The 24,955-nt window shown below is 74.0% G+C and carries 23 protein-coding genes and 1 pseudogene; 13 read left to right on the top strand and 11 right to left on the bottom strand.

What is annotated here, in order from left to right:
* Positions 1-118 precede the first annotated feature (118 nt).
* From AB0O19_RS07555 to AB0O19_RS07545, 3 genes and pseudogenes are all read left to right on the top strand, one after another.
* Positions 119-796, top strand: a pseudogene (locus tag AB0O19_RS07555) (glycosyltransferase family 2 protein); the annotation flags it as partial.
* The gene (locus tag AB0O19_RS07550) at positions 770-1,459 is read left to right on the top strand and encodes a DUF2064 domain-containing protein (protein ID WP_363618507.1); all 690 of its coding nucleotides are present in this window, start codon (positions 770-772) and stop codon (positions 1,457-1,459) included. The pseudogene AB0O19_RS07555 and the gene AB0O19_RS07550, both read left to right, overlap by 27 nt.
* A complete protein-coding gene (locus tag AB0O19_RS07545) occupies positions 1,456-2,112 on the top strand; it encodes a class I SAM-dependent methyltransferase (RefSeq protein ID WP_363579898.1) in 657 nt (218 codons plus the stop codon). The genes AB0O19_RS07550 and AB0O19_RS07545 overlap by 4 nt, the downstream gene beginning before the upstream one ends.
* 115 nt (positions 2,113-2,227) lie before the next feature.
* Here the strand turns inward: AB0O19_RS07545 and AB0O19_RS07540 are convergent, their stop codons facing one another.
* The 4 genes from AB0O19_RS07540 to AB0O19_RS07525 all read right to left on the bottom strand — a co-directional run bounded on the left by AB0O19_RS07540 (position 2,228) and on the right by AB0O19_RS07525 (position 5,441).
* Positions 2,228-3,484, bottom strand: a complete 1,257-nt coding sequence (locus tag AB0O19_RS07540; RefSeq protein ID WP_363618457.1) for an MFS transporter — start codon at positions 3,482-3,484, stop codon at positions 2,228-2,230.
* Entirely contained in the window at positions 3,481-3,813 is a 333-nt protein-coding gene (locus AB0O19_RS07535; RefSeq protein ID WP_363618455.1) for a hypothetical protein, read from the bottom strand. Before AB0O19_RS07535 ends, AB0O19_RS07540 begins: the two co-directional genes overlap by 4 nt.
* Positions 3,814-4,135: 322 nt before the next feature.
* Complete coding sequence (locus tag AB0O19_RS07530; protein ID WP_363618453.1) at positions 4,136-4,744, bottom strand: cytochrome b/b6 domain-containing protein; 609 nt, start codon at positions 4,742-4,744, stop codon at positions 4,136-4,138.
* Complete coding sequence (locus AB0O19_RS07525; protein WP_363618451.1) at positions 4,728-5,441, bottom strand: molybdopterin-dependent oxidoreductase; 714 nt, start codon at positions 5,439-5,441, stop codon at positions 4,728-4,730. The genes AB0O19_RS07530 and AB0O19_RS07525 overlap by 17 nt, the downstream gene beginning before the upstream one ends.
* A gap of 264 nt (positions 5,442-5,705) precedes the next feature.
* On the opposite strand from AB0O19_RS07525, the gene AB0O19_RS07520 reads away from it, so the two are divergent.
* The 3 genes from AB0O19_RS07520 (at position 5,706) to AB0O19_RS07510 (ending at position 10,207) form a co-directional block, all read left to right on the top strand.
* On the top strand, positions 5,706-6,179 hold the full coding sequence (locus AB0O19_RS07520) for a hypothetical protein (RefSeq protein ID WP_363618449.1): 474 nt from the start codon (positions 5,706-5,708) through the stop codon (positions 6,177-6,179).
* A gap of 311 nt (positions 6,180-6,490) precedes the next feature.
* Complete coding sequence (locus tag AB0O19_RS07515) at positions 6,491-7,717, top strand: glycosyltransferase (RefSeq protein ID WP_363618447.1); 1,227 nt, start codon at positions 6,491-6,493, stop codon at positions 7,715-7,717.
* A 90-nt stretch (positions 7,718-7,807) separates the two neighbouring features.
* Positions 7,808-10,207: an ATP-binding domain-containing protein gene (locus tag AB0O19_RS07510; RefSeq protein WP_363618445.1), complete on the top strand. Its 2,400-nt coding sequence runs from the start codon at positions 7,808-7,810 to the stop codon at positions 10,205-10,207.
* Here the strand turns inward: AB0O19_RS07510 and AB0O19_RS07505 are convergent.
* Positions 10,128-11,558, bottom strand: coding sequence for a glycosyltransferase 87 family protein (locus AB0O19_RS07505; protein ID WP_363618443.1), 1,431 nt, complete (start codon positions 11,556-11,558; stop codon positions 10,128-10,130). The genes AB0O19_RS07510 and AB0O19_RS07505 overlap by 80 nt on opposite strands.
* Before the next feature lie 113 nt (positions 11,559-11,671).
* Here AB0O19_RS07505 and AB0O19_RS07500 point away from each other — a divergent pair, with 113 nt between their 5' ends.
* Both AB0O19_RS07500 and AB0O19_RS07495 read left to right on the top strand, forming a co-directional pair.
* Complete coding sequence (locus AB0O19_RS07500; RefSeq protein ID WP_363618441.1) at positions 11,672-12,775, top strand: molybdopterin-dependent oxidoreductase; 1,104 nt, start codon at positions 11,672-11,674, stop codon at positions 12,773-12,775.
* A complete protein-coding gene (locus AB0O19_RS07495; RefSeq protein WP_363618439.1) occupies positions 12,775-13,197 on the top strand; it encodes a hypothetical protein in 423 nt (140 codons plus the stop codon). Before AB0O19_RS07500 ends, AB0O19_RS07495 begins: the two co-directional genes overlap by 1 nt.
* On the opposite strand, the gene AB0O19_RS07490 is transcribed toward AB0O19_RS07495, so the two are convergent.
* The gene (locus tag AB0O19_RS07490) at positions 13,172-14,023 is read right to left on the bottom strand and encodes an S-methyl-5'-thioadenosine phosphorylase (RefSeq protein ID WP_363618437.1); all 852 of its coding nucleotides are present in this window, start codon (positions 14,021-14,023) and stop codon (positions 13,172-13,174) included. The two genes, AB0O19_RS07495 and AB0O19_RS07490, sit on opposite strands and share 26 nt — an antisense overlap.
* Positions 14,024-14,266: 243 nt before the next feature.
* Between AB0O19_RS07490 and AB0O19_RS07485 the strand changes: the two genes are divergently transcribed.
* Positions 14,267-14,905, top strand: coding sequence for a transglycosylase family protein (locus AB0O19_RS07485; RefSeq protein WP_363618435.1), 639 nt, complete (start codon positions 14,267-14,269; stop codon positions 14,903-14,905).
* A 76-nt stretch (positions 14,906-14,981) separates the two neighbouring features.
* On the opposite strand, the gene AB0O19_RS07480 is transcribed toward AB0O19_RS07485, so the two are convergent.
* From AB0O19_RS07480 to AB0O19_RS07470, 3 genes are all read right to left on the bottom strand, one after another.
* Complete coding sequence (locus AB0O19_RS07480) at positions 14,982-16,985, bottom strand: amino acid transporter (RefSeq protein WP_363618433.1); 2,004 nt, start codon at positions 16,983-16,985, stop codon at positions 14,982-14,984.
* 236 nt (positions 16,986-17,221) lie between these two features.
* Positions 17,222-18,823, bottom strand: a complete 1,602-nt coding sequence (locus AB0O19_RS07475) for a multicopper oxidase family protein (RefSeq protein ID WP_363618431.1) — start codon at positions 18,821-18,823, stop codon at positions 17,222-17,224.
* Between the two features lie 98 nt (positions 18,824-18,921).
* Positions 18,922-19,332 carry a DUF6153 family protein gene (locus tag AB0O19_RS07470; protein WP_363618429.1) on the bottom strand — a complete coding sequence of 137 codons (411 nt, stop codon included), beginning with the start codon at positions 19,330-19,332 and terminating at the stop codon, positions 18,922-18,924.
* A 199-nt stretch (positions 19,333-19,531) separates the two neighbouring features.
* Between AB0O19_RS07470 and AB0O19_RS07465 the strand changes: the two genes are divergently transcribed.
* The 4 genes from AB0O19_RS07465 to AB0O19_RS07450 all read left to right on the top strand — a co-directional run bounded on the left by AB0O19_RS07465 (position 19,532) and on the right by AB0O19_RS07450 (position 22,748).
* A complete protein-coding gene (locus AB0O19_RS07465; protein WP_363618427.1) occupies positions 19,532-19,933 on the top strand; it encodes a hypothetical protein in 402 nt (133 codons plus the stop codon).
* A 3-nt stretch (positions 19,934-19,936) separates the two neighbouring features.
* Positions 19,937-21,649: an alpha/beta hydrolase gene (locus tag AB0O19_RS07460; protein WP_363618425.1), complete on the top strand. Its 1,713-nt coding sequence runs from the start codon at positions 19,937-19,939 to the stop codon at positions 21,647-21,649.
* A complete protein-coding gene (locus AB0O19_RS07455) occupies positions 21,646-22,173 on the top strand; it encodes a hypothetical protein (RefSeq protein ID WP_363618423.1) in 528 nt (175 codons plus the stop codon). Before AB0O19_RS07460 ends, AB0O19_RS07455 begins: the two co-directional genes overlap by 4 nt.
* Before the next feature lie 173 nt (positions 22,174-22,346).
* The gene (locus tag AB0O19_RS07450; RefSeq protein ID WP_063346584.1) at positions 22,347-22,748 is read left to right on the top strand and encodes a YccF domain-containing protein; all 402 of its coding nucleotides are present in this window, start codon (positions 22,347-22,349) and stop codon (positions 22,746-22,748) included.
* A gap of 145 nt (positions 22,749-22,893) precedes the next feature.
* Here AB0O19_RS07450 and AB0O19_RS07445 read toward each other — a convergent pair whose 3' ends face one another.
* The gene (locus tag AB0O19_RS07445; protein ID WP_363618421.1) at positions 22,894-24,525 is read right to left on the bottom strand and encodes an AMP-binding protein; all 1,632 of its coding nucleotides are present in this window, start codon (positions 24,523-24,525) and stop codon (positions 22,894-22,896) included.
* Between the two features lie 139 nt (positions 24,526-24,664).
* Positions 24,665-24,904, bottom strand: coding sequence for a chaplin (locus AB0O19_RS07440; protein ID WP_363618419.1), 240 nt, complete (start codon positions 24,902-24,904; stop codon positions 24,665-24,667).
* Between the last annotated feature and the right edge of the window lie 51 nt (positions 24,905-24,955).

Below are 24,955 nucleotides of genomic sequence, written 5' to 3'. Positions count from 1 at the left end.
CCGGACCAGCCCGATGCGGCCCGGCCCGATCCGCCGGACGGGTCAGCCGCCGGGGCGTCCGACTTCCGTAAGGCTGCGCCGCCGCCGCACCGCGCCGTCCCGCACTTAGCGTGGCCGGGTGACCTCACCCACCTCCCCCGTCTCCCCCGTCGACGTCGTGCTGCCCTGCCTCGACGAGGCCGCCGCGCTGCCCTGGGTGCTGGGGCGGATCCCGGACGGCTGGCGGGCCGTCGTCGTCGACAACGGCTCCCGGGACGGCTCCGCCGACCTCGCCCGCTCGCTCGGCGCGACGGTGGTCGAGGAGCCCCGGCGCGGGTTCGGCGCCGCCTGCCACGCCGGGCTGCGCGCCGCCACCGCCGACCTGGTCTGCTTCCTGGACTGCGACGGCTCCCTCGATCCCGCCCAGCTCCCCCTGGTCGCCGGTCCGGTGCTGGCCGGCTCCGCCGACCTGGTGCTGGGCCGCCGCCGCCCGGCCACGGCCGGGGCGTGGCCGCTGCACGCCCGCCTGGCCAACACCGTCCTGGCCCGACGGCTGCGCGCCCGCACCGGCGCGCCGCTGCACGACCTCGGCCCGATGCGGGCCGCCCGCCGGGAACAGCTGCTGGCCCTGGGGCTCGGCGACCGCCGGTCCGGCTACCCGCTGGAGATGGTGCTCGCCGCCTCGGCCGCCGGGCTGCGGATCACCGAGACCCCCGTCGACTACCTGCCGCGCGCGGGCCGCTCCAAGGTCACCGGCACCCTGCGCGGCACCCGCCAGGCCGTCCGCGACATGCGGGCCGTGCTGGCCGCGCCCCCGCCGACCCTGCTGGTGATCGCCAAGTCGCCCGCCCCCGGCCGGGTGAAGACCCGGCTCACCCCGCCGTACACCCCCGAACAGGCCGCCGCCCTGGCCTCGGCCGCCCTCGCCGACACCCTGCACACCCTGGGCACGATGCCGGCCGGGCGGCGCGTGCTCGTCCTGGACGGCGAACCGGGCGACTGGCTGCCGCCCGACTGGGAGGTCGTCGCGCAGACCGGCGGCGGGCTGGACGAACGGCTGGCCGCCGCCTTCGCGCACGCGGCCCGGGTGGCCCCGCACGCCCCGGCGCTGCTGGTCGGGATGGACACCCCGCAGCTGAGCGCCGCCGCGCTGGCCGAGCCGCTGTCGGCCGCACGGCGGGCGGGCACGGACGCCTGGTACGGCCCGGCGGCCGACGGCGGCTTCTGGGCGCTGGGCCTGGCCCGGCCGACCGCCGAACTGGCCGCGCGCCTGCTGCACGGAGTGCCGATGTCCACCCCGAGGACCGGCGCGGCACTCCTGGAACGCCTCGCCGAAGCCGACTTGACGATTCGTCACCTTCCGCTGCTCACCGACGTGGACACCGCCGAGGACGCCCGCCGCGTCGCCGCCGAGGCCCCGGACAGCCGTTTCGCCGCCCAGCTGGGAACGGTCGACCTGAAGCCGGAGGTGGCGAGTTGACGACCGCCACCGCCTGGGTGGACGACCCGTTCGCCGAAGCCGTCCGCACCGGGCGCGGCCCGCTCTGGCTGCGCCGGGAGGACGGCCACCGCCTCCGGCTGGACATCGAACGCTGGTGCGCCCCGGCGGCCGGCGCCGACCACAGCCTGCTCCGGCGCTGCGCCCGCCGGGCCGCGCCCGTCCTCGACCTCGGCTGCGGGCCCGGGCGGCTGGTCGCCGCGCTGCTCGCGCTCGGCGTCCCGGCCCTCGGCGTCGACGTGACCAGGGCGGCCGTCGCCCGCACGGTCGGACTGGGTGGCCCGGCGCTCTGCCGCTCGGTCTTCGACCGGCTTCCCGCCGAGGGCCGCTGGGGCGCCGCGCTCCTCGCCGACGGCAACCTCGGCATCGGCGGCGACCCGGACGCCCTGCTCCACCGGGGCGCCGAACTCATCGCGCCGGACGGTCTGCTGCTGGTCGAGGTGGAGCCCGTGGAGTTGGACGAGCAGGTCACCGTCCAGGTCGAGGGTCCGGACGGCCGGCTCGGGCCGGCCTTCCCCTGGGCCCGGCTCGGCACGGCCGCCGCCCTACGGCGGGCCCACGCCGCCGCCGGACTGGTCGAGGCGGAGCGCTGGACCTCGCACGGCCGCCGCTTCCTCGCCCTGCACAAGCGCTGAGGCGCACAAGGCCGTTGCCCTTGACGGACGCGGCCCCACCGTCCTGACGTGTCGGCGGATCCTCGGCAACGACGGTACCCGGTCCGGCTGCCATCAGGACGGGCCCCGCAGCCCCTCAGCGGGCCCGCCCACCTGCCCGTTCCGCCGCCGCGCCCACCGACGCCGGCTCCGACGCCGACGCCGACTCCAGGCCCGGCGGCGGGGCGGACTCGTCCGTCGGCAGCACCCGGTCACGCAGCCGCAGTCCGCAGGCCAGGGCGACCAGCAGCACCCCGAGCACCGATCCCAGTACGGTGCGCAGCCCGTACGCGTCGGCGATCCGGCCGAGCAGCGGGGCGGCCAGCCCGCCCACCGACATCGCCAGGCCCAGGGTCAGTCCGCTGGCGGTGCCGGGCCGGTTGGGCAGGTAGTCCTGGGCCAGGGTCACCTGGGCGGCGAACGGCAGGAACATCGCCAACCCGAAGGCGACGGTGGCGAGTTCGGCCACCGCGAAGGTGGGGGCGAAGGCCACGCCGGCCAGGGCGGGGGCGGCCAGCAGGTAGCCCAGCCGGATCGGGAGGAGCCGCCCGTACCGGTCGCCCAGCCGCCCGCCGAGCAGGGTTCCCGCCGCACCGGCCAGGGTGAGGGAGGTGAGGGCCACCGCCCCCGCGCCCGTCGAGGTGTTCAGGTCGCGCTGGAGGTGCAGGGCGAGCATCGAGGTCACCGTGACGTAGGGCACCGACCAGCAGACCGTGGCGACCACCAGCCGGCCGAAGGCCCGCCAGTCGTCGCGCTGTCCGCTCCCGGCCGCGCCGCCCGTCACCAGCGGCGGCGCGGGGGTGTGGCCCCGGCGGCGCAGCCACGGGCCCTGGGCCGCCCACAGTGCGCCCATCACCACCGCGGGGACGGCGAGCAGCCAGCTGCCGGCCAGGCCGAGCGAGCCGACCACGAGCGTCACCAGGGCCGGCGCCAGCGAGGCACCGAGTGTGCCGCCGACGGAGAACAGGCTCATCGCCTGCTGGGACTGGCCGCCCGCCGCTCTGGCCTGGTTGGTGGCGGGCGGGTGGTAGGCGGCGACGCCGATCCCGGCGAGGGCCACGCAGAGCCAGGTGAGCAGGTAGCTGTCGGCGAGTCCGGCGCAGCCGAGGCCCCCGGCGGCGGTCAGGAAGCCGGCCGGGACGAGCCAGCCGCGGTGGCGGCGGTCGACGAGCAGGCCGAAGAGCGGCTGGACCACGCTGGACAGGCCGGTGGCGGCCAGCGCGATCCCCGAGACGGCGGTGTAGCTGTAGTGCCGCTCGGACATCAGGAAGGGCAGCAGTGCCGGGACGGCGCCCTGGTAGAGGTCGTTGACGACGTGGGTGCCGGTCAGGAAGGCCAGCTGGCCGCGCTTCACGTGGTTCCTCCCTCGACCCGGAACGCGAGGCCCTGGAACGCGAGGCCCCGGTGTGCGGCGTCCCGGTGTGCGGCGTCCCGGTCGAGCACCTGCTGCGGGGTGTGGTGGAGCCACGGCCGGGCCTGCTCCGGCTGGGCGCCGACCACGACGGCGCCGGCGGGTGCGATCCGGTCGGCGAAGACGGCCGATCCCCCGGTGAACGGGAGTCCGGCCGCCGGCCAGGTGCCCTTCACCGCGATCGGCACTCGGAGCAGCGGCGGCAGCTGCGAGGTGTCCTCGGCGGCGGTCGGCCGGGCCCCGGCCAGGGTCAGTTCATGGAGTTCTGTCACGGTCACTTCCAAGTCCTCAGGCTCTCAGGTCCTCTGAGGAGTTACCTTAGAGTGCTGGTCAGAGCTAAAGCAAGGCATGCCTAACCTGGACGTCGGCTACCCGCGGAGCCGGAGGGCCGCCCGCGATCGACAGGGCGGCGAGGAGGAGATTGGCGCCGGGGTCCAAGGAGCCTTGCAGGATGCCGGTCGTGCACCACGCGTGCGGCTGTCGCCCAACCGCCTCTTGGCCCCACGGTCAGGGGTGCCCCGGCGGCACCCTTCGAGGCGTCCCGGCCGAGCCTGCCACACGCCCCGGGCCACGACAAGACGTCCGACCGGCCGCCTACTCCCGGCCCACCGGCCGCCACTGCGGGTGCTCGCGCTCGGCCCACCGGCGCTCCACCAGCCCGGTCCGCATCCCGAGCCGCGCCTGCGGATCCCGCCAGGCCATCCGGACGTGTCCGACCACCACCACGGCGATGGCGGCGGCCAGCCAGTCGTGGACGAAGGTCGCCCCGGTCCGCCAGGAGGGCGGGGCGAGGCGGGGCAGCCACATCAGCAGCCCGGTGCCGACGATCACCAGCATCGAGCCGAGCGTCCACTGCGCGTAGAGCTTCTGCCCGGCGTTGAACTTGCCCGCCGGCCGGTGCGGGGCGCGGCGCCGGACGGCGCGCAGCCAGTCCCAGTCCGCCGGGGTGAAGCGGCTCAGCCGGGCGGCGTCCGCGCGCAGCGCCCGCGAGGCGAGCCCGAGCAGCAGCGGCACCGGCAGCGCGAGGCCGCACCACACGTGCACCGTCACCACCAGCCGCCGGTTGCCGACCAGTTCGGCGAGCGGAGCGAAGTAGAGGCAGGCCGCCGTGGCCAGGCAGACGCCGGTCAGCGCGGCGGTCGTCCGGTGCACCCAGCGCTCGGCCCGGGTGAAGCGCAGCAGGAGTTCAGCCGGTGGGCGCATCGTCACGTCCGTTCGACCGGCCGACCCAGGCGTCGACGTCGTACCCGTCGCGCTCCCAGTAGCCCGGCTCCACCGAGCCGGTCACGGTGATCCCGGAGAGCCACTTGGCGGACTTGTAGAAGTACATCGGCGCGACGTACAACCGCACCGGGCCGCCGTGGGTGTGGGAGATCGGGCCGTCCTGCATCCGCAGCGCGACCAGTACGTCGTCCCGTCGGGCCTGCGCCAGCGTCAGGCTCTCGGTGTACGCGCCGTCGAAGCAGCTGAACCGGACGGCCCCGGCCCCCGACCGCACGCCCGCGGCGTCCAGCAGGTGCGCGAGCGGCACACCCTCGAACGGGGTGTCCGGCACCCGCCACCCGGTCACGCACTGCACGTCCCGCACGAGCCGCCGCTGCGGCATCGCCCGCAGGTCCGGCAGGCGGAACGTCGCGGGCCGCTCGACCATCCCGTCGACGCTGAGCGTGTAGTCCGCCACGCCCCGCTCCGGGACGGACGACACCACCGAGTAGTACCGGAATCCGTTGTTGCCCGGCAGCAGCCCGCTCAGCCCGCTCGGGTCCCGCTCGGCCAACCCCGACTCGGCCCGTTGCAGGTACGGCCCCGCCGCCACCCCGACGGCCCCGAGCCCGAGCAGTCCGAGCACCACCCGCCGCCCCACCGGGGTGCCCCTGCCCTCTTCGCCTGTTCTGTCCACGCCCCCGATTGCACCAGCCCGAGGCCGGCCGGCGCGAGGCCCGGCACCGGTCCGTCAGCCTTTCGTCATCTCCGCCCGCAGGCTCCACGGCCGAGCGGTCGAGTGTCCGAGCGGTGGGAGATCGTTTTCCAGTCAAGTTCGACGATCTTTCGAACCCCGTATTCCCCCGGCTCCGGCCACGCCACTACGGTGCCACGCATCCCCGCTGTTCCCCCCTCCCCGGCCGGCCGCGGCCACCGGGGCTACCGATCGGACCGGTGCGCCGTGACCAGAATCCTCCGTCGACTGTGGACCCACGCGGGAAGAGCGGCGGCCGTCGTCGCCCTCCTCGCCGCCGCCCTCACCGGCACGGCGGCCGGAACCGCCACCGCCGCCGCCCCGGCCACCCCCGCGGCAACCGCCTCGGTGGGCGGCTGGACCTGCCCCGGAACGCCCGTCCCGGACGGCTACGTCATCACCATGTTCAACTCCAGCGGCTGCAACAACCACGGCGCCTGGTTCCAGGCACCCGCCCAGAACCGCCTGTGGACCTGCTCCGGCTCGCCGATCGTCTCCGGCTACGTCCTGACCAACTACAACCCCCAGGGGTGCAGCGGCGTCGGCGCCTGGTTCCACGAACTGGTCCGCAACGGCATCTGGACCTGCCCCTACTCGCCGATCCCGGCCGGCTACCGCAGCACCAGCTACGACGCCCGCGGCTGCAACGGCCTCGGCGCCTGGCTCACCATCAAGGCCTGACCCACACCCGGCGGGGCCCGACCGGAACTCCGGTCGGGCCCCGCCGGCGTCGTCGCGTCGTCATTCCGGGCGAAGAGCGCATCGCGCGCCGAACACTCCGCACACGCAGCACATGCGGCACGTGCCGCACACACCGTCTCACCAGTAGAAAAGAAGTCCGCCCGCAGCGGGCGAGAAAAAAGGCACGGGAGGAAAAACCACTCCCGGCCACTTCCAAATTATAGCGTACGGGGGGCCTTGCGGCAAGGCCCTGGTCGTGCCGCACAATCGTCGACCTGAACCGGAATCCGCGGAAATTTGGGGTCGCGAAAATGCGTGTGCTGTTGTCGACGTACGGGTCCCGCGGGGATGTCGAACCGCTGGTGGGGCTCGCGGCGCGGCTGCGGGAGTCCGGCGCGCAGGTGCGGGTGTGTGCGCCGCCGGACGAGGACTTCGCGCAGCGGTTGGCCCACATCGACGTGCCGCTGGTGCCGGTCGGCCCGTCGGCGCGGGCGCTGACGGTGGCGGCGCCGCCGCCGTCGTCCCTGCCGGAGCGCGCGGCCGCGGTGATCGCCGGGCAGCTGGAGGCGGTCACGGCGGCGGCCGAGGGCTGCGACGTGCTGGTGGCCACCGGCATGCTGCCGGCTGCGGCGGGCGCGCTGTCGGTGGCCGAGAAGCTGGGCATCCGCTCCGTGTCGGTGACCTTCCAGCAGCTCACCCTGCCCTCGCCGGGCCGCCCGCCGCTGGCGTACCCGGGCCGGCCGTTCCCGCCGGAGGTGACCGACAACCGGGTGCTGTGGGGCCTGGACGCCGAGAGCGTCAACGCGCTGTTCGGCGCGGCGCTCAACACCAACCGGGCGTCGATCGGCCTGCCGCCGGTGGACGACGTCCGCGACTACGTCATCGGCGACCGGCCGTGGCTGGCGACCGACCCGGTCCTGGACCCGTGGCAGGAGCCCGCCGACCTGGACGTCGTGCAGACCGGCGCGTGGATCCTGCCGGACCGGCGCCCGCTGCCGGCCGGGTTGGAGGCCTTCCTGGCCGACGGCGCACCGCCGGTGTACGTGGGCTTCGGCAGCATGCCGACGCTCGCCTCCCAGGACGCCGCCCAGGTGGCCGTCGAGGCGGTCCGCGCGCAGGGCCGCCGCGCGGTCGTGGCCCGCGGCTGGGCCGGCCCCGGACACGCCCTGGCCCCGATCGACGACCGGGACGACTGCTTCGTCGTCGGCGAGGTCAACCAGCAGGCGCTGTTCGGCCGGGTGGCCGCCGTCGTGCACCACGGCGGGGCGGGCACCACGACGACGGCCACCCGGGCCGGCGCGCCCCAGGTCGTCGTCCCGCAGACCGCGGACCAGCCGTACTGGGCCGGCCGGGTGGCCCGGCTGGGCATCGGCGTCGCACTCGACGGGCCGACCCCGACCACCGAGTCCCTGTCGGCCGCGCTCAGGACGGCCCTCGCCCCCGAGACCCGGGTGTGGGCGACCGCCGTGGCCACCATGATCCGCACCGACGGCGCGGCGCTGGCCGCACAACTGCTGCTCGACGCGGCCGGCCGCTGAGGCGTGCCGGATAATTCCCCCCGCCGCCACCCCCGATTTCCCGGCCGACCGCCCGAGGAATCGAAGAGCTCAGAACACCTGGAGCCAGGTTTGTCCCCCATCTCGTCCTCCTCGTCCTCCTCATCCGAATCCTTCTCGCCCGAATCCTCCTCACCCGAACCGAATTCACCCGCCGACGACTGGCGGACCGGCGAACTGCGGGCGGAGAACGCGTACGTCGGCAGGCTGTACGAGCGCCTCGAAGCCCAGCGCGCGCTCGCGGCCGCCCGGCTGCGCGAGGTCCACCTCCAGGACAAGGGCGGGACGATCCAGGCCCTCCTGGAGCGCGACACCATGGAGATCCACCACACCCGGCGGCTGGCGGCGCTGCACGCCGCCGAGTACGGACTGTGCTTCGGCCGCATCGACGACGCCGACGGCGAGCGGCAGTACATCGGCCGGATCGCCCTGTCGGACGACGACCACGAGCCGCTGCTCACCGACTGGCGGGCGGCGGCCGCGGAGCCGTTCTACCGGGCGACGCCCGCCGCACCGGGCGGTGTGGTGGCGCGACGGCACCTGCGGACCAAGGGCCGGACCGTCGTCGACTTCGACGACGACGCCTTCGGCGTGGGCGCCCACGCGGGCCGCGGCAACGCCGAGCTCAGCGGGGAGGGCGCCCTGCTCGCCTCGCTGACGGCGGCCCGGACGGGGCGGATGGGCGACATCGTCTCCACCATCCAGGCCGAGCAGGACCGCGTCATCCGCGACGCGCTCGGCGGCGTCCTGGTCGTGCAGGGCGGCCCGGGCACCGGCAAGACCGTCGTCGCCCTGCACCGCGCCGCGTACCTGCTCTACACCCACCGCGACCGGCTGGCCAAGCACGGCGTGCTGGTCATCGGGCCGAACACGACGTTCCTGCGCTACATCGACGAGGTGCTTCCCGCGCTCGGCGAGAGCGAGGTCGTGCTGAGCAGCATCGGCACGCTCTACCCGGGGGTGACGGGGACCGGCACCGAGACGCCCGAGGCGGCCGCCGTCAAGGGCGACGCCCGGATGGCGCAGGTCCTCGCCGCCGCGCTGGAGGGCCTGCGGCAGTTGCCCGAGGAGTCGTGGACCATCACCGTGGGCCGGACCTCGCCCTACAACCTCCAGCTCCGGATCGGCCGGGCGCTCTGCGAGCGGGCCCACGCCGCCGCGCACCGGAGCGGCAGGCCGCACAACGCGGCCCGGGCCGACCTGGTGGAGCGGCTCTCCTCGGAGCTGGCCCTGCGGATCGCCCGGGACCAGGGCGGGGAGATGGACCTGGACGCCGTGGCGGACCTCGCCGACGCGCTCGTCGACGAGCCCGAGTTCCAGGCCGTGGCCCAGAAGCTGTGGCCGCTGCTGAACCCGGAGCAGGTGCTCACGAGCCTGTTCGGCTCCCCGGAGCTGCTGGCGAGCGCGATGCCGGACTTCACCGAGGCCGAACGCGCCGCGCTGCTGCGCGAACTGCCCGGCCCGGAACGGGAGTCCGCCGCCGAGGCCGCCTCGACCGCTGCGACCGCCCGGACCACCTGGACCACCTGGACCACCGACGACGTACCGCTGCTCGACGAGGCCGCCGAACTGCTCGGCCCGCTTCCGGGCGCCGCCGTCGCCCGCCGGGCCGAGGCCGCCGCCGAGGCGGCGGAGCTGGAGTTCGCCAAGATCGTCCTCGACGACTTCGGCGTGGGGCTGGTCGAGATGGACGCGAAGATGCTGGCCCGCCAGTACCGCGGTGAGGAGTCGCTCCGGCCGCTGGCCGAGCGCGCGGCCGAGGACCGGACCTGGGGCTACGGGCACGTGATCGTGGACGAGGCCCAGGAGCTGTCCCCGATGGCCTGGCGGATGCTGGCCCGCCGCTGCCCCGGCCGTTCCATGACGATCGTCGGCGACCTGGCGCAGACCGGCGCGCCGGCCGGGCTGAGCTCCTGGGGCCAGGCCCTCGACACGTACACGGCAGGGCGCTGGCGCACGGTGGAACTCACCATCAACTACCGCACCCCGGCCGAGATCATGCAGGTCACCGAGGGCGTCCTGCGGGCGCTCGACCCCTCGCTCGCCGCCCCCACCGCGGTGCGCAGCGGCGGAACCCGCCCGTGGAGCCTGCGGATCCCCGCGGACGACCGGGCGGCGGCGCTGCGCGGCGCCGTCGAGCGGGAGCTCGCGGCGCTGGACGGCGGCCGGCTGGCGGTCATCCACGCCCCGGACGCCCCGGCCGAACTGCTCGGCGGGATCGCCGGGTTGGCGGGAATCTGCGTCAACGACGGTCCGGCGTCGCTGGATTCGCCGGCCGTCCTGCTGACGGCCGCCCAGTCCAAGGGTCTTGAGTTCGACGCCGTCCTGGTCGTGGAGCCCGCAGAGATCCTCGCGGCGCACGTCCACGGCGTGAACGACCTCTACGTCGCCCTCACCCGGGCGACGAAGTCCCTCGGGGTGCTGCACAGCCGGGACCTGCCGGAGATGCTCCAGGGCCTGGAGCCCCGCTGAGGACGGCGGCCGTTCTCCCGCGCCGCCGGGCGCCGACCGCGACGCACACCAACGCGGCGCCGTAGGCGGCCTGTTGGGCCTCGACCCCGCCCGTCAGATAGAGGTACTGCCCGGCGGCGGGGACGGCGAGCCACTCCCAGCGGCCGGTGAGGCCGACCAGGGCCACCACCAGCAGGCCGTACCAGGGGTAGGCGGGCGCGGCGAGGAGCAGGGCCGTGCCGGTGACGAACAGGGCGCCGTCCCAGGGGCGGGCGGGGTCGCCGTGCCGGAGCACCCACAGGGCGATGGCGGCCAGGACCGCCCCGGCGGCCCACGGCAGCAGGGTGTCCGGCAGGAGGAGGGCGAGCAGGCCGAAGCGGTCGAGGTGCCCCTGCTCGTACCCCTCCTCCTTCAGGTAGCCGGGCAGGTAGCCGAGCACGCCGGTGCCGGAGGCGGCGAGGTAGGGCAGGTAGGCCAGGGCGAACGCGCCGAGCGAGGCGCCCAGGAGCAGGGCGCTCTCGCGCGGGCGTCGGCGGGCCAGTGCGCCCGGCAGGGCCAGTGCGGGGATCAGCTTGACCGCCACGGCCGCGCCGAGCAGCGCGCCGGCCCGCGTCGCCTTCCGCCGGGCCGCGTACCCGAGGCCCACGACCAGCAGCAGCGCCCCGAGGGTGTCCACGTGCGCGTCGTTGACCGACCACACGGCCACGCCGGGGCACCACCCCCACAGCGCGGCCCGCCGGCTGCCCCGTCCGATCACGAGCAGCGCCCCCGTGGTCGCCACCGCGAGCAGGGCGCCGGCGGCCTGCATCCCGCGCACCCCTCCCCCGAAGGGGTGCAGGGCGAGGAACCAGGCCTCCGCGACCGGCGGGTAGATGGTGTGCACGGCGGGCCGGTTGATGCGGGTGCAGTCACCGGCGGCGGTGCGCCGCTCGTCCCAGCCGTCGCAGGCGCCGCCGGCCGGCCACAGGTCGGGGGTGCGCAGCCGGGCCAGCGCCGGGTCGTCCGGGGTGTGCGCGTACGGGGAGGTGCCGGCGGCCTGGACGCGGCCGTCCCAGACGTAGCGGTAGGCGTCGTCGCTGGTGCGCGGCGGGGCGAGCAGGCCGACGGCGGCGACGGCGACGCTCCCGGCCAGGACCAGGGGCACGATCTGACGGCCGCCCACCCGGCGCAGCGCCAGCAGGGCGAGCGCGTACAGGGCGGCGTCGACGGCGTACCAGGCGTACAGCGGTGCGCGGTGGCCGAGCGTGCCGCCGCCGGTGACGGTGAGGGCGAGCGCGGCGGTCAGGGCGGCCAGCGCGAGCAGGCAGGGCAGTGCGCGGGCGGGCCGGAGGCGGGTGAGCGGGAGGCGGGTGGGCGGGAGGCGGGTGGGCACCCGCCCACCCTGCCACCGGGCGGCGGCGCGCGACCGCAGCGGCGTGGCGCCGTTCGGATTCCGTAAGCACGTCGTACCGCCGCGAAACCGGGGCCCGGCGGTTCCATGGACGGGTGACTCCGAACCTCCTTCCGCGATTCCGCTCGGCGCTGCACGAGCCGCGCACCGCCGTGGTGCTCGGCCGCTGGCTGGGCTCCGCGCTGCTGGTGTGCTTCCTGACCGGGCTGGTCAGCCACGCCCTCCAGGACCCGCCCGGCTGGCTGACGCCGTATCTGTTGAGCCGCCCGGTGAACGGCTACCGGGTGACCCAGGGGCTGCACGTGATCAGCGGCCTGGCGGCCGTCCCGTTGCTGGGGGCGAAGCTGTGGACGGTCTACCCTCAGCTGTTCGCATGGCCGCCGGTGCGCGGCGCGGCGCACGCGCTGGAACGGCTGGGGATCTTCGTGCTGGTCGCGGCGATGCTGCTGGAGCTGTTCACCGGGCTGTTCGACACCCTGCAGTGGTATCCGTGGCCGTTCCCGTTCCGCCAGACGCACTTCTGGCTGGCCTGGCTGGCCACCGGCGGCCTGTTCGTCCACCTCGCGGCCAAGGGCCCGGTGATCGGACGGCACTGGCGCCGCCCGGCGGCCGGGCTGCCGCAGCGGCGGGCGTTCCTCGCCGCCGTGACGGCCGCGGCCGGTGTGGTCACGCTCACCACGGCCGGGCAGACCGTCCCCTTCCTGCGCCGGCTGGTCCTGCTGGCCCCGCGCCGCCCCGACCTGGGCCCGCAGGAGCTGCCGGTCAACCGGACCGCCGCGCAGGCCGGGACGGTCACCGTGCCGGCCGACTGGCGGCTCCGGGTGGACGGCCCGCAGCCGTACCGGCTCTCCCTCGCCGAGCTGAACCAACTCCCCCAGTACGACGTGCACTTGCCGATCTCCTGCGTGGAGGGGTGGAGCTTCTCGGCGCGCTGGACCGGGGTGCGGGTGGCCGATCTGCTGGTCCGGGCGGGGGCCCCGGCCGGCTCGGGTCTGCTGATCACCTCGCTGGAGGCGGACGGCCCGTACCGCGAGATGCGGATGCCCGCCGAGTACGCCGTCGACCCGCTCACCCTGCTCGCCCTGCGGATCAACGGCGAGGTGCTGACGGCGGACCACGGCTTCCCGGCGCGGATCATCGCGCCCAACCGGCCGGGGGTGCTGCAGACCAAGTGGGTCGCGCGCCTGGAGGTGATCTGATGCCCCGGTGGCTGCGCTCGGTACTGCTGCTCGGCGGCCTCGCCCTGATCGGCTTCGGCCTGTCGGGCCTGCTCACCGACTCCTACATCACCGCCCCGCTCGACGTGCTGGTCTGGGCGGTGGGCGGGGTGCTGCTGCACGACGGGCTGTGGGTGCCGCTGCTCTGCCTGGTCGGCGCGCGACTGGCGCGCGACTGGGCGTTGCGCGGCTGGCTGGTCGTCGCGGCGGCGGTGAGCGCGATCGGGCTGCCGGCGGTGCTGCGGGACGGCGAGAACCACGGCAACTCCTCCCTCCTGCCGCTGCCGTACCTGCGCAACTGGCTGCTGGTGCTGGCCGCCACCGCCGGGCCGGTGCTGCTGTTCGCACTCGTCCGGTGGTGGCGGCGGCGCCCGCGGGTCAGACGCCCGGCAGACCCGTCGTGAGCCCGTCCAGGGCGTGCGAGCAGACGCAGTCCCGGGCGACGGGCAGGCTCTCCAGCGCCTTGAACAGCACCGTGCGCAGCCGGTCGACGTTTCCGGCGAAGACCTCCAGCACCTCGGCATGGGTGACGCCCTCGCCGCTCTCCACGCCCGCGTCGAGGTCGGTGACCAGCGCCAACGAGGTGTAGCAGAGGCCGAGTTCGCGGGCGAGGACGGCCTCCGGGTGGCCGGTCATGCCGACCACCGACCAGCCGTTCGCGGTGAACCAGCGGGACTCGGCGCGGGTGGAGAAGCGCGGGCCCTCGATCACCACCAGGGTGCCGCCGTCCACCGGCTCCCAGGCCGCGTCCCGGGCGGCGTCCAGGGCGGCGCGCCGCCCGTCCGGGCAGTACGGGTCGGCCATCGAGACGTGCACCACCTCGGGCACCGCCCCGCCGGGCAGCGGCAGGCCGTCGTAGTAGGTCTGCACCCGGCCGGAGGTGCGGTCGACGAACTGGTCGGGCACCAGCAGCGTGCCTGGCCCGTACTCCGGGCGCAGCCCGCCGACGGCGCACGGTGCGAGCACCTGGCGCACGCCCAGGGAGTGCAGCGCCCACAGGTTGGCCCGGTAGTCGATCCGGTGCGGCGGCAGGCCGTGGCCGCGCCCGTGCCGGGGGAGGAAGGCGACCCGGCGGCCGGCCACCTCGCCCAGGAACAGCGCGTCGCTGGGCGGCCCGTACGGCGTGTCGACGCGCAGTTCGGTCACGTCGTCGAGCAGCGCGTAGAGCCCTGAGCCGCCGATCACGCCCAGTTCGGCGCGCGGAGCACCGGTTCCCTGATCGATCGTCATCGTTCGTACCCTTCCTCGGGGAGGCGTCCCGGCCACTCTAGGGTCCACGCGGCGGCACGGGTCCTTACGGTTCCGGGACGGCGGGCGGGGCCGGATGGCCGCGGGCCGACGGGGTGGTCCGGGGCGGCCGAGCGGGTGACCTGCCGGACGTGTCGGCGGCGACGCGCCCCACCCGGCGTGCGTCGGTGGGTGTGCGCCGCCTCCGGGCGGTGCGCGCCCTGTTCCCGAAGCTGAGAGCCGCCGATGCCTCCCACCGTTCGTCTTCGCCGCCTCGTCCCCGCCGCCCTGTGCGTGCTCGCCGTGGCCCTCACCGCTCCCGCGGCCCAGGCCGCTCCCCCGGGCCGCGGCCCGGGCACCGACCCCGGCCGGGGGTACGACGGAGGGAGGTACGACTGGGAGAGCGTGGCGGCCTGCGAGAGCAGCGGCAACTGGCACGTCAACAGCGGCAACGGCTACTTCGGCGGCCTCCAGTTCGACACCCCCACCTGGCGCGACAACGGCGGCCTCGCCTACGCCCCGCGCGCCGACCTCGCCAGCCGCGAGGAGCAGATCGCGGTGGCCCAGCACCTCGCCGGGCGGCGCGGCCTCTCCCCCTGGCCCGCCTGCGGCGCCCGCGCCACCCGCGGCCACGACCGCGAGCGCGGCGCCGCCCTTCCCCCGCCGCCCGCACCCGCACCCGCGCCCGCACCCGCCGCTGACGGCGCCGGCGCCGAGGCCGGCGACGGCGGGTGGACGGTCCGCGAGGGCGACACCCTGGGCGACATCGCCGAGACCCTGCGCGTGCCCGGCGGCTGGCCGGCCCTCTACGCGCTCAACCGCGCCGCCATCGGCGACGACCCGGACCTCATCCAGCCGGGCACCGCGCTGCGCCTGCCGTCCTGAACCCGGCTCCCGCACAGCAGTCGGCCCGCCCGGTCGCACAGGACCGGGCGGGCCGACGACGTCGTGCGGCGGAGCGTCAGCCGACGTGGACGCGCGGGCGGCGGCTGCGGTCGGGTTCGGCCTCGCGCAGCACCTCGCGGGTGACCGGGGCCACCTCGCCCTGGCCGAACAGGAAGAACCGCAGGAACTGGGCGAAGGGGTTGCCCTCGGTCCACTCGAAGTAGAGGTGCGGCTGCTGCCCGGTGCGGTCCCGGATGGTGAGGGCCAGCGCGGCGATCGCGTTCGGGATGCTGGAGCTCTCCAGCGTCAGCACCCGGTAGCGGCCGTGCAGCACCTCGCCGCGCACGGTCAGCTCGGTCTCGAAGTCGGAGGCGTCCCGGACGGTCACCTCGACGAAGACCAGGTCGTCCTCACCGGGGATGTCGTTGTCGGCGCGGATCTGGCGGATCTTGTCGCGGTACTCGGCGACGTCGCGGTGGGTCGGCTCGTTGGCGATCAGCCGCAGCGGGCGGTGCGCGTAGTCCCTGACGAAACGTTCCGCCACGTCGTCCAGCACCACGTCGGTGACGCGCAGCTCGAAGGCGCGGCGCAGCCGGGAGAGCAGCGAGACCAGGATGATGCCGGCGATGAAGCAGGCGCCGATCTTCAGACCGTCCGGCCGCTCCAGGCAGTTCAGCACGGTGGTGTACAGGAAGATCGCCGCGATGATCGCGAAGGCGGTGGTCCAGCCCCGCTGCTTCGCCTTGTACGCGGCGATGGTGACGGCGATGGCCGCCGAACTGATCAGCACCAGCACGCCGGTCGCGTACGCGCCGCCCTGGGCGTCCACGTCGGCGTCGAACAGCCAGGTGACCAGGAAACCGATCAGGGTCAGCACGATCACCATCGGCCGCACCGCACGCGCCCAGTGCGGGGCCATGCCGTAGCGGGGCAGGTAGCGCGGCAGCAGGTTGAGCATGCCCGCCATGGCGGAGGCGCCGGCGAACCAGAGGATGGCGATGGTGGACAGGTCGTAGACGCTGCCGAAGGTGCCGCCCAGGTACTCGTGGGCCAGGTAGGCGAGGGCGCGGCCGTTCGCGTCGCCGCCGGGCTTGAACTGGTCGGCCGGGATCAGCAGGGTGGTGATGAAGCTGGTGGTGATCAGGAAGCAGCTCATGATCACGGCGGCCGTGGTGAGCAGCTTGCGGGTGCCGCGGATCCGGCCGGTGGGCTTCTCCTCGGTGTCGTCCGGGTCCCCCTCGATGTGCGGCATCACGGCGACGCCGGTCTCGAAGCCGGACAGGCCGAGCGCCAGCTTCGGGAAGACCACCAGCGCCACGCCCACCATGATCACCGGGTTGCCGTGCTGGGCGGTCAGCGCAGTGGTCCAGTCCGTGACCACGTGCGGCGCCTCGATGATCTTCCAGATGCCGACGGCCACCACGACCACGTTCAGCGCCAGGTAGACCCCGACCAGGGCCACCGCCAGGCCGATCGCCTCGCTGAAGCCCTTCAGGAACACCGCGCCGAGCAGCGCGACCAGGATCAGCGTGATCAGCACCTGCTTGCCGCCGAGGACGCTGGTCAGGTGCGGGTTCTCCACCAGGTGCGCGCTCGCGTCGGCGGCCGACAGGGTGATCGTGATGAGGAAGTCCGTCGCCGCGAAACCGAGCAGCGCCAGGACGAACAGCTTGCCCTTCCAGAACGACAACAGCCGCTCCAGCATGGCGATCGAGCCCTCACCCCGCGGGCTCTCCTGCGCGACCCGCCGGTAGACCGGCAGCGCGCCCAGCAGGGTGACGACCACCAGCACGATCGTCGCGATCGGCGACAGCACGCCCGCCGCCAGGGCGGCGATGCCCGGCTGGTAGCCGAGCGTGGAGAAGTAGTCCAGGCCGGTCAGGCACATCACCCGCCACCAGCGCTGGCCCTTGTGCGCGCCGGAGTCCCCCGCCTGCGCGCCGCCCTGCGAACCGTCCTGACCGGCCTCCCCGGTGGCCGGCTTGTCCGCCGACACGCCCTCCAGCAGCCAGCCCCGCAACCGTATTCGCGCCGACGACGGTTCCGCCGTCGCCGCCTCCGTCGAACCCGACGAAACCACCTTGCACCTCTTGTTAAAGACCCCGTAAAAGCGCCGTCGGGCGACGGCAGTGCGACAGGCTATGCGACCGGCGTTAAGGACGCGTCATCGCCCCGCGTTAAGAAAGCGTCATTGCCCCGCAGGTCGCGGCGGGTGGTGCGGCCGGTGACAGTGCGCCCGCGACGGGGCTCCGACCGGCGGCAGGGCGGCGTCGGGGCGGGGCCGCTCCCCCGCCCCGACGCCGCGTGCCGCGAGGGTCAGGCCCGGTAACCGAGGACGGTCATCATGCCCGTCTCCGCGTGGTAGACGTTGTGGCAGTGCACCATCCACAGGCCCGGATTGTCGGCGTCGAAGTCGACGGCGAGCGTCGCGCCCGGCAGCACGATCGCGGTGTCCTTGCGGGGCCCGTCACCGGGCAGCGCGAAGGTGTGGCCGTGCAGGTGGACGGGGTGCCACATGCTCGTGGTGTTGCGGAACTCCAGCCGCACCCGCTCCCCCGCCGCCACCGGGTAGCGCTGCGCCGGGTCGTACCGGCGGCCGTTGAACGCCCAGTCGGCCTTCGCCATGCCGCCGGTGAGCTCCAGCCGCACCGTCCGGTCCGGCGCCCTGGCGGGCAGTCGCACGCTCGGGTCGGCCTTGAGCTGTGCCGCGCCGAGCAGCCTGCCGTCCAGCTCCGCCGGGCGCACCGAGGCGTCCGGCGCGGCGCCGCCGCCGGTGCGCAGCAGGGCGAGTGCGGAGGCGTTCTTGCCCTCGGCGAGCGCGGTCAGCGGGAACACGCCGTCCTGGACGGTCACCAGCACGTCGTAGCGCTCGCCCATGCCGAGCAGCAGCGCCTGGGTGGTGGCCGGCTCGACCGGGAAGCCGTCGGTGTGGGTGACGGTCAGCTCGTGGCCGCCCAGCGCGACCCGGTAGGCGGTGTCGCCGCCCGCGTTGATCAGCCGGATCCGGACCCGGTCGCCGGGCTTGGCGGTGAAGGTCTCGGGCGCGCCGGCGAGCCGGCCGTTGACCAGGTGGAACGGGTGGCCGACGTCGCCCGCGTCGCCGCCGAGCAGCGCGCTGCGGGCACCCATCAGCATCCGGGACGGGCCGGCGGCGGGCGGGGCGGTGCTCGGGGTGCCGGTTGGAGTGCCGCCCATGGCTGCCATGTCGTGGCCGCCCATCGCCGAGTGGTCCGTCCCCGCGTGGTCCATCCCGCCCATGCCCCGGGCGAGTTCGGCGAGCACGGCGTCCGGGGTGCTGCCGTCGACCCCGTCCACCCAGTCGTCCAGGACGACGACCCACTCCTGGTCGTAGCTCAGCGGCTCCCTCGGGTCCTCGACGATCAGCGGCGCGTACAGGCCGCGGTCCTGCTGGACGCCGGAGTGCGGGTGGAACCAGTACGTCCCCGGGTGGGCGAGCGCGAAGCGGTACTCGAAGCCGGCGCCCGCCCGCACCGCGTCCTGGGTGAGCCCGGGTACGCCGTCCATGTCGTTGCGCAGCGCGAGGCCGTGCCAGTGCAACGAGGTGGGCTGCGGAAGGTGGTTGGCGAGACTGACGGCGAGCGTCTCGCCGACCGTGGCGCGCACCGCCCGGCCGGGCAGGCCGTCGCCGTACGCCCAGCTGCGGACGGTGCGGCCGCCCAGGTCGAGCGTCGTCTCGGTGGCGGTGAGCGCGACCTTGCGCTCCGGCCCGGGCCCGCGCCGCGCCTCGGCGGCGGCGACCTCGGGGCCGCCGGGGGCGACGAAGCCGCCCGGGGTGGTGGGGGCGGCGCCCCCATGGTCCATGCCCTTCATCGGATCGGCGGAACAGGCGGCGAGCAGACCGGTGCCGGCGGCGGCGAGCGCCGCGCCGAGCACGGTACGACGGGTGGGTGTGCGCATGACGGAGTGCACCTCGTGCGGTGGGCGTGGGTGAGCAGGACGTCGCGACGGCCGTCCCGCCCGCGCCGGAGCGCGGACCCGGGGCGGCCGGCGTACGCCTACTGACGCAGCACCGACAACCGGGCGAGGAGGATCCGCCCGCCTCCGGGCGGCGGCAGCGCGCGAACGGCCCGCAGCAGCCGGGCCCTCACCTCGGCGGCGGCGTCACCGCTGTGCCGCAGCAGGGGGCCGACGGCGAGGAGCAGCAACGTCCAGCCGACGAGCACGGCCAGACACACCGTCATCGGATCCATGCCGTCGGCCGCGGCGGTGTGCACCGTCTCCCCGGCGTCCGCCGGGTGACCGGCGCTCACGGCGTGCCGCGTCGGCCCGTGGTCCGTCCCATGCTCCACCCCGTGCCCGCCGGCGGCCGGATGGCCGAGCGTATGCATCGTCACGATGCCGAGCAGGAGCGCCACGAGGAGCAGCAGGCGCAGGGCCCGGGGGGCGGTCGGACACGGCTCCGCCATCGTCCACCTCCCGACCGGCCTCGCCACCAGTTACCCCCGCAGGGTATCCCGAGCCGCGCCCCCCGGCCGAGCCGGGGCAGGTCGCCCGGGCCACGCCCTCGCGGCCGCCGAAGATCGATCCGTTAGCATCCGTCAGCAGTTTGTCGACACGGACCCGGGCGGCGCGCCGGCCCGGGGGCTCATCAGCGGGGGGAAAGACATGGCAGATCCTGATCTGGCCTTGGAGTTCAAGGTCAACCCAGCCGAACTGGACGGCTGCGGACAGAGCGCTCAGCACATCGGCGGTCTCATACCGGGCGAGACCTCGAAGATCACCGATCCGTGCAACCAGGCCGCCGGGGGCCTGAAGGGCTGGCTCACCGCCGCCGCCATCCAGAACTGCGGCACGAACTGGAAGACGCTGCTGGACAGGCTCGGCGGCGACATGGGCGACGTCGGCACCAAGCTCGCCACGTCGGCCTCCTACTACCGCCAGGTCGAGAAGGACATCCACGGGAGCATGCGGAACCCGGCCGCACCGGTCCCCGACGAACCGGACCCCTTCAGCACGACCTTCGTCCCGGGCCCCGTGAAGCCCGCCGGCGCGAAGGCGGCCGAGTAGGCGATGGACATCAAGACCCTCCACGACGCCGACCTCATCAACCTCACCACCGCGAAGACCGCCTTCGACACCCTGGCCACCGCCTTCGGCCAGCACGTGGAGAACTGGCAGCACGAGGTCGTCGACCGGCTGAACCACTCGCAGTGGACCGGGAACGCCGCCGGTCACGCCCAGGCCCGGATCCAGCTCCTGGAGAACGAACTCCAAGCCGCCCAACAGGAGATCGGCCTCGTCAGCAGGGCCTTGCACGACGCGGCCGAGGGCTTCGCCGCCGCCCAGGCGCACCTGATCAACGCCCTCGACGACGCCAAGACCCACAAGCTGACCGTCGCCGCCGACGGCGGGATCACCTGGGACAACGACCCCGGATCCGCCACCTTCGCCGGCACCGACGCCGAGTCGCAGGCCCAGCAGATCAGCAGCCGGATCACGGCCGCGCTCACCGAAGCCGCCCACGCGGACCAGACGATCAGCGCCCGGCTCGCCCACCTGGCCGGCAACGCGAGCGACGGCACCGGGCTCGACGCCGCCACGGCGAAGACCGACCTGGCCGCCGCGAACGCGCTCGAACAGGTCCCCGCCGCCGGCACCGACCCGAACAGCGTCAAGGGCTGGTGGAACGGCCTGACCGACGAGCAGCAGCACCGGATGATCCTCAACCACCCCGATCAGGTCGGCGCCCTCGACGGCGTCCCCGCACTCGCCCGGGACCAGGCCAATCGGATCAACCTCCAGCGTGGCAAGCAGGACCTCCAACACCAGCTCGACGGCCTCGGCCCGGAGCCGAAGCACTACCTGTCCGTCGCCGAGACCAACGGCGGGCCCGTCCAGAACCCCGACTACACGGCGTGGAAGCAGAAGCGCGACGACCTCGAAGACAAGCTGAAGGGCGTGACGGCCATCGAGAACCGGCTGAACACCCCGGTCAACGCCGAACACCCGCCCACCTTCCTGCTGGGCTTCGACACCAACGGCAAGGGCCACGCGATCATCGCGGCCAACAACCCCGACACCGCCGACAACGTCTCCACATACGTACCCGGCACCGGCGCCCGGCTCGGCAGCATCGGCAGTGACATCAACCGCTCCGATCTGATGGTCAAGTCCGCCAACGACGCCAACCGCAAGGCGCAGGACCCGGGCACCACCTCGTCGATCACCTGGGTCGGCTACGACGCTCCGCAGACGATCATCCCCGAGGCCGCGGACGACAAGTACGCGAAGAACGCGGAGGACAAGCTGCACGCCTTCGAGACCGGGCTGCACGCCACGCACGAGGGGAAGCTGTCGAACAACACCGTCCTCGCCCACAGCTACGGCACCACGACCGTGGGCTACGCCATGCGCGACAAGGGCCTTCCCGTCGACAACGTCGTCCTCATCGCCAGCCCCGGCTGCGGCGTCGAAAACGCCAAGGACCTGAACATCGACCCGTCCCGCGTGTACGTGGCGCAGAGCCCGGCCGACGCGATCGGCTGGGCCGCCGCCACCGACCCCGGCGGGATGACGGACAACATCGTCGACAACGTCGCCGGCTCGTGGGGCCTCGGCGACGGTGACCACCACCTGATCCACGGCCGACAGACCACCGTCCCCCAGTTCGGCGCGCAGATCCTGCCCACCAATCCCAACGCGGGGCACTCGGACTACTGGAACGACGATTCGCCCACCCTGACCTCCATGGGCCAGATCATCGCCGGAAAGCGGGTCTCATGAGCACCACCGAGCACACCCCACTGATCAAACGGGTCACCGCCACCGCCGTACTGGCGGTCGCCGTACTGGCCCTGAACTCCTGCGGCGTGCAGACCTTGGACGAGCGGTCGAAGTCCACGATCACGCTCGACCAGGCCAAGAAGCAGATCGACGCCTACCTCGCCGACACCCTGGCCAAGCTGCCGGTCAAGCCGACCGCGAGCTCGGACGATTTCTTCGACATGGAATGCGACGCCAACGACATCGGCCCGCACGGCAGGACGCAGACCCGTCGGGGATACGACTTCGGCGACGTCCCGTCCGCGCCCAAAGCCGAGTCGGTGAACGCCTTCCGAACGTTCCTGACCGGCCAGGGCTTCCAACCGGTTCAGGATCCCCCCAATTTCCACAACGACTGGATCAGGTTGAAGAACCCCAAGGACGACTTCCTCGCCACCCTGGACGGGGTCTCCGACGCCAGCCACGACCTCACCCTCCGGGTCAGCTCCCCCTGCGTCTGGCCCGACGGCACCCCGCCGGCCTGATCCGAGCCGCCACACCGGGGCCGCACCCTCCGGAGGGTGCGGCCCCGGCACGTCCGCCCGCGCCGACCCCGGAACAAACCCCGAGGAACGTCCCCTAAGGGCGTAGACGCGCCCGGGGGCGGGCATGGCTGGATCGTGGAACCCCGAGCAGCAGCCGTGAGAAGGTGTCGGCCATGAAGGTGATCGAGTTCGTCCTCAATGTCATTTGGCTGATCTTCTGCGGTATCTGGATGGCTATTGCCTATACCGTCGCCGGAATCATCTGCTGCGTGCTGATCGTGACCATCCCGTTCGGCGTCGCGTCCTTCCGAATTGCCGGGTTCATCCTCTGGCCGTTCGGGCGGACGACCGTGGAGAAGCCGGGTGCCGGGGCGGCGTCCTGCGTCGGGAACGTCATCTGGCTGATCTTCGCGGGCTGGTGGCTGGCGATCGCGCACCTGGTGACCAGCATCCCGCTGTTCCTGTCGATCATCGGCATCCCCTTCGGCTGGGCGAACCTCAAGATGATCCCGATCTCCCTCATGCCGCTCGGCCGCGAGGTCGTCCCCACCGACCAGGCCTGGGGCGCCCGGTAGCGGCAGGAGAAGCAGCCGCAGGACGAACGGCCCCGGGCCGGCGGAAGAACCGCCGGCCCGGGGCCGTTCGGCGTGTGCGGGCGGGCTCGGACCGGGTGGCGGTAGGACGGTGGGGCGGCGGCCCGTCGACCGGTTGCGGGTCGGGTCAGAGGCCGAGCAGGCGCACGGCCTCCGCGCGCATCTCGACCTTGCGGACCTTGCCGGTGACGGTCATCGGGAACTCCTCGACCACGTGCACGTACCGCGGGATCTTGACGTGGGCGAGCCGGCCGGCGCAGTAGGTGCGGACGGTGTCGGCGGTGAGCGGCTCGGCGCCGGCGCGCATGCGGATCCACGCCATCAGCTCCTCGCCGTACCGGGCGTCGGGCACGCCGACGACCTGGACGTCGAGGACGTCGGGGTGGGTGTACAGGAACTCCTCGATCTCGCGCGGGTACAGGTTCTCGCCGCCGCGGATCACCATGTCCTTGATCCGGCCGGTGATGGCGAGGTAGCCGTCCTGGTCCATGACGGCGAGGTCGCCGGTGTGCATCCAGCGGGCGGCGTCGACGGCCTCGGCGGTGCGCTCGGGCTCGCCCCAGTAGCCGAGCATGACGGAGTAGCCGCGGGTGCAGAGTTCACCGGGCTCGCCGCGCGGGACGGTCCGGCCGGTGGCCGGGTCGACGACCTTGACCTCCAGGTGCGGGCCGACCCGGCCGACGGTGGAGACCCGGCGGTCGACCGTGTCGTCGGCGCGGGTCTGGGTGGAGACGGGCGAGGTCTCGGTCATGCCGTAGCAGATGGCGACCTCGGCCATGCCCATCCGGCCGATGACGTCCTTCATCACCTCGGCCGGGCAGGGGGAGCCCGCCATGATGCCGGTGCGCAGGCTGGTGAGGTCGTGGCGCGCGAAGTCCGGGTCGGCGAGTTCGGCGATGAACATGGTGGGCACCCCGTACAGCGAGGTGCAGCGCTCGGCGGCGACGGCGGCCAGGGTGGCGCCCGGGTCGAAGGAGGGTGCGGGGATCACCGTGCAGGCGCCGTGGGAGATGGCCGCGAGGTTCGCCATCACCATGCCGAAGCAGTGGTAGAACGGCACCGGGACGCAGATCCGGTCCTGCTCGGTGTAGTTGAGCAGTTCGCCGACGAAGTAGCCGTTGTTGAGGATGTTGTGGTGCGACAGGGTCGCGCCCTTGGGGGAGCCGGTGGTCCCGGAGGTGTACTGGATGTTGATCGGGTCGTCCGGCGCCAACTCCCGCTGCCGCTGCGCGAGAAGGCCTGGGTCGGCGCGGCGCCCGGCGGCGAGCAGGGCGTCCCAGTCGGGGCCGCCGATCAGCACCCTGCGCTCCAACTCGGGGCACCGGGGCCGCACTTCCTCGATCATTCCGGCGTAGTCGGAGGTCTTGAAGCGCTCGGCCGCGACCAGCAGGCGGATCCCGGCCTGGTTCAGCACGTACGCCAACTCGTACGAGCGGTAGGCCGGGTTGATGGTGACCAGGATCGCGCCGAGCTTGGCGGTGGCGTACTGGGTGAGCGTCCACTCGGCGCGGTTGGGCGCCCAGATGCCGACCCGGTCGCCCTTGGCGATGCCGAGGTCGAGCAGGCCCAGGGCCAACGCGTCGACGTCGGCGGCGAGTTCGGCGTACGTCCAGCGGCGGGCGGTGGCCCGGTCGATCAGGGCATCCCGTTCGGGGAAGGCGCGCACCGCGCGGTCGAGGTTCTCCCCGATGGTGTCGCCGAGCAGCGGCACATCCGAGGTGCCGGAGGCGTAGCTGCGCGGGGTCGGCGTGGTCGGCACGTTCTGGCTCCTGGGTGGGCGCGTGCGGGTCGGCCCCCATGGTCTCCACCGCGCGCCCCGCGCCGCCACCCCCGAACGGGGGTGCGGACACGATGCTGGGGCCGTCCGTCGGGTTCGACGGACGGCCCCAGCAGTCGGGTCAGCCGTTGACGCAGGTGTTGCCGAAGGCCGGGTTGAGGATGCTGATGATGCCGATCGAGTTGCCGCAGACGTTGGCCTCGAGGTTGATCGGGATCTGGATCTGGTTGCCGGAGAGCACACCGGGGGAACCGAACGCGACACCGTTCGCGGTCGCGTCGCCCGCGGCGGCGGTGCCGGCACCGGCCAGGACGGCCACGGCGGCGAGTGCGGTGGCGGCGAGGGTGGTACGAATACGCATTGCGTCACTCCTTGTGAGGGCAGCGAACATCCATGTGACGAACACACTCGC

This window comes from Kitasatospora sp. NPDC091276, from assembly GCF_040684355.1.
Classification (GTDB): Bacteria; Actinomycetota; Actinomycetes; order Streptomycetales; family Streptomycetaceae; genus Kitasatospora.
The sequence above is the reverse complement of the archived record's forward strand: the minus strand, read 5'-3'. Positions and strand labels throughout refer to the sequence as shown.

What these genes read in the sequence shown, in the direction of transcription:
- AB0O19_RS07495 (WP_363618439.1), top strand. Translation starts at nt 12,775, where the DNA reads ATGCCCCGGTGGCTGCGCTCGGTACTGCTGCTCGGCGGCCTCGCCCTG.
- AB0O19_RS07485 (WP_363618435.1), top strand. Translation starts at nt 14,267, where the DNA reads ATGCCTCCCACCGTTCGTCTTCGCCGCCTCGTCCCCGCCGCCCTGTGC.
- AB0O19_RS07470 (WP_363618429.1), bottom strand. Translation starts at nt 19,332, where the DNA reads ATGGCGGAGCCGTGTCCGACCGCCCCCCGGGCCCTGCGCCTGCTGCTC.
- AB0O19_RS07460 (WP_363618425.1), top strand. Translation starts at nt 19,937, where the DNA reads ATGGACATCAAGACCCTCCACGACGCCGACCTCATCAACCTCACCACC.
- AB0O19_RS07550 (WP_363618507.1), top strand. Translation starts at nt 770, where the DNA reads ATGCGGGCCGTGCTGGCCGCGCCCCCGCCGACCCTGCTGGTGATCGCC.
- AB0O19_RS07440 (WP_363618419.1), bottom strand. Translation starts at nt 24,904, where the DNA reads ATGCGTATTCGTACCACCCTCGCCGCCACCGCACTCGCCGCCGTGGCC.
- AB0O19_RS07490 (WP_363618437.1), bottom strand. Translation starts at nt 14,023, where the DNA reads ATGACGATCGATCAGGGAACCGGTGCTCCGCGCGCCGAACTGGGCGTG.
- AB0O19_RS07465 (WP_363618427.1), top strand. Translation starts at nt 19,532, where the DNA reads ATGGCAGATCCTGATCTGGCCTTGGAGTTCAAGGTCAACCCAGCCGAA.
- AB0O19_RS07455 (WP_363618423.1), top strand. Translation starts at nt 21,646, where the DNA reads ATGAGCACCACCGAGCACACCCCACTGATCAAACGGGTCACCGCCACC.
- AB0O19_RS07475 (WP_363618431.1), bottom strand. Translation starts at nt 18,823, where the DNA reads ATGCGCACACCCACCCGTCGTACCGTGCTCGGCGCGGCGCTCGCCGCC.
- AB0O19_RS07515 (WP_363618447.1), top strand. Translation starts at nt 6,491, where the DNA reads ATGCGTGTGCTGTTGTCGACGTACGGGTCCCGCGGGGATGTCGAACCG.
- AB0O19_RS07530 (WP_363618453.1), bottom strand. Translation starts at nt 4,744, where the DNA reads ATGCGCCCACCGGCTGAACTCCTGCTGCGCTTCACCCGGGCCGAGCGC.
- AB0O19_RS07450 (WP_063346584.1), top strand. Translation starts at nt 22,347, where the DNA reads ATGAAGGTGATCGAGTTCGTCCTCAATGTCATTTGGCTGATCTTCTGC.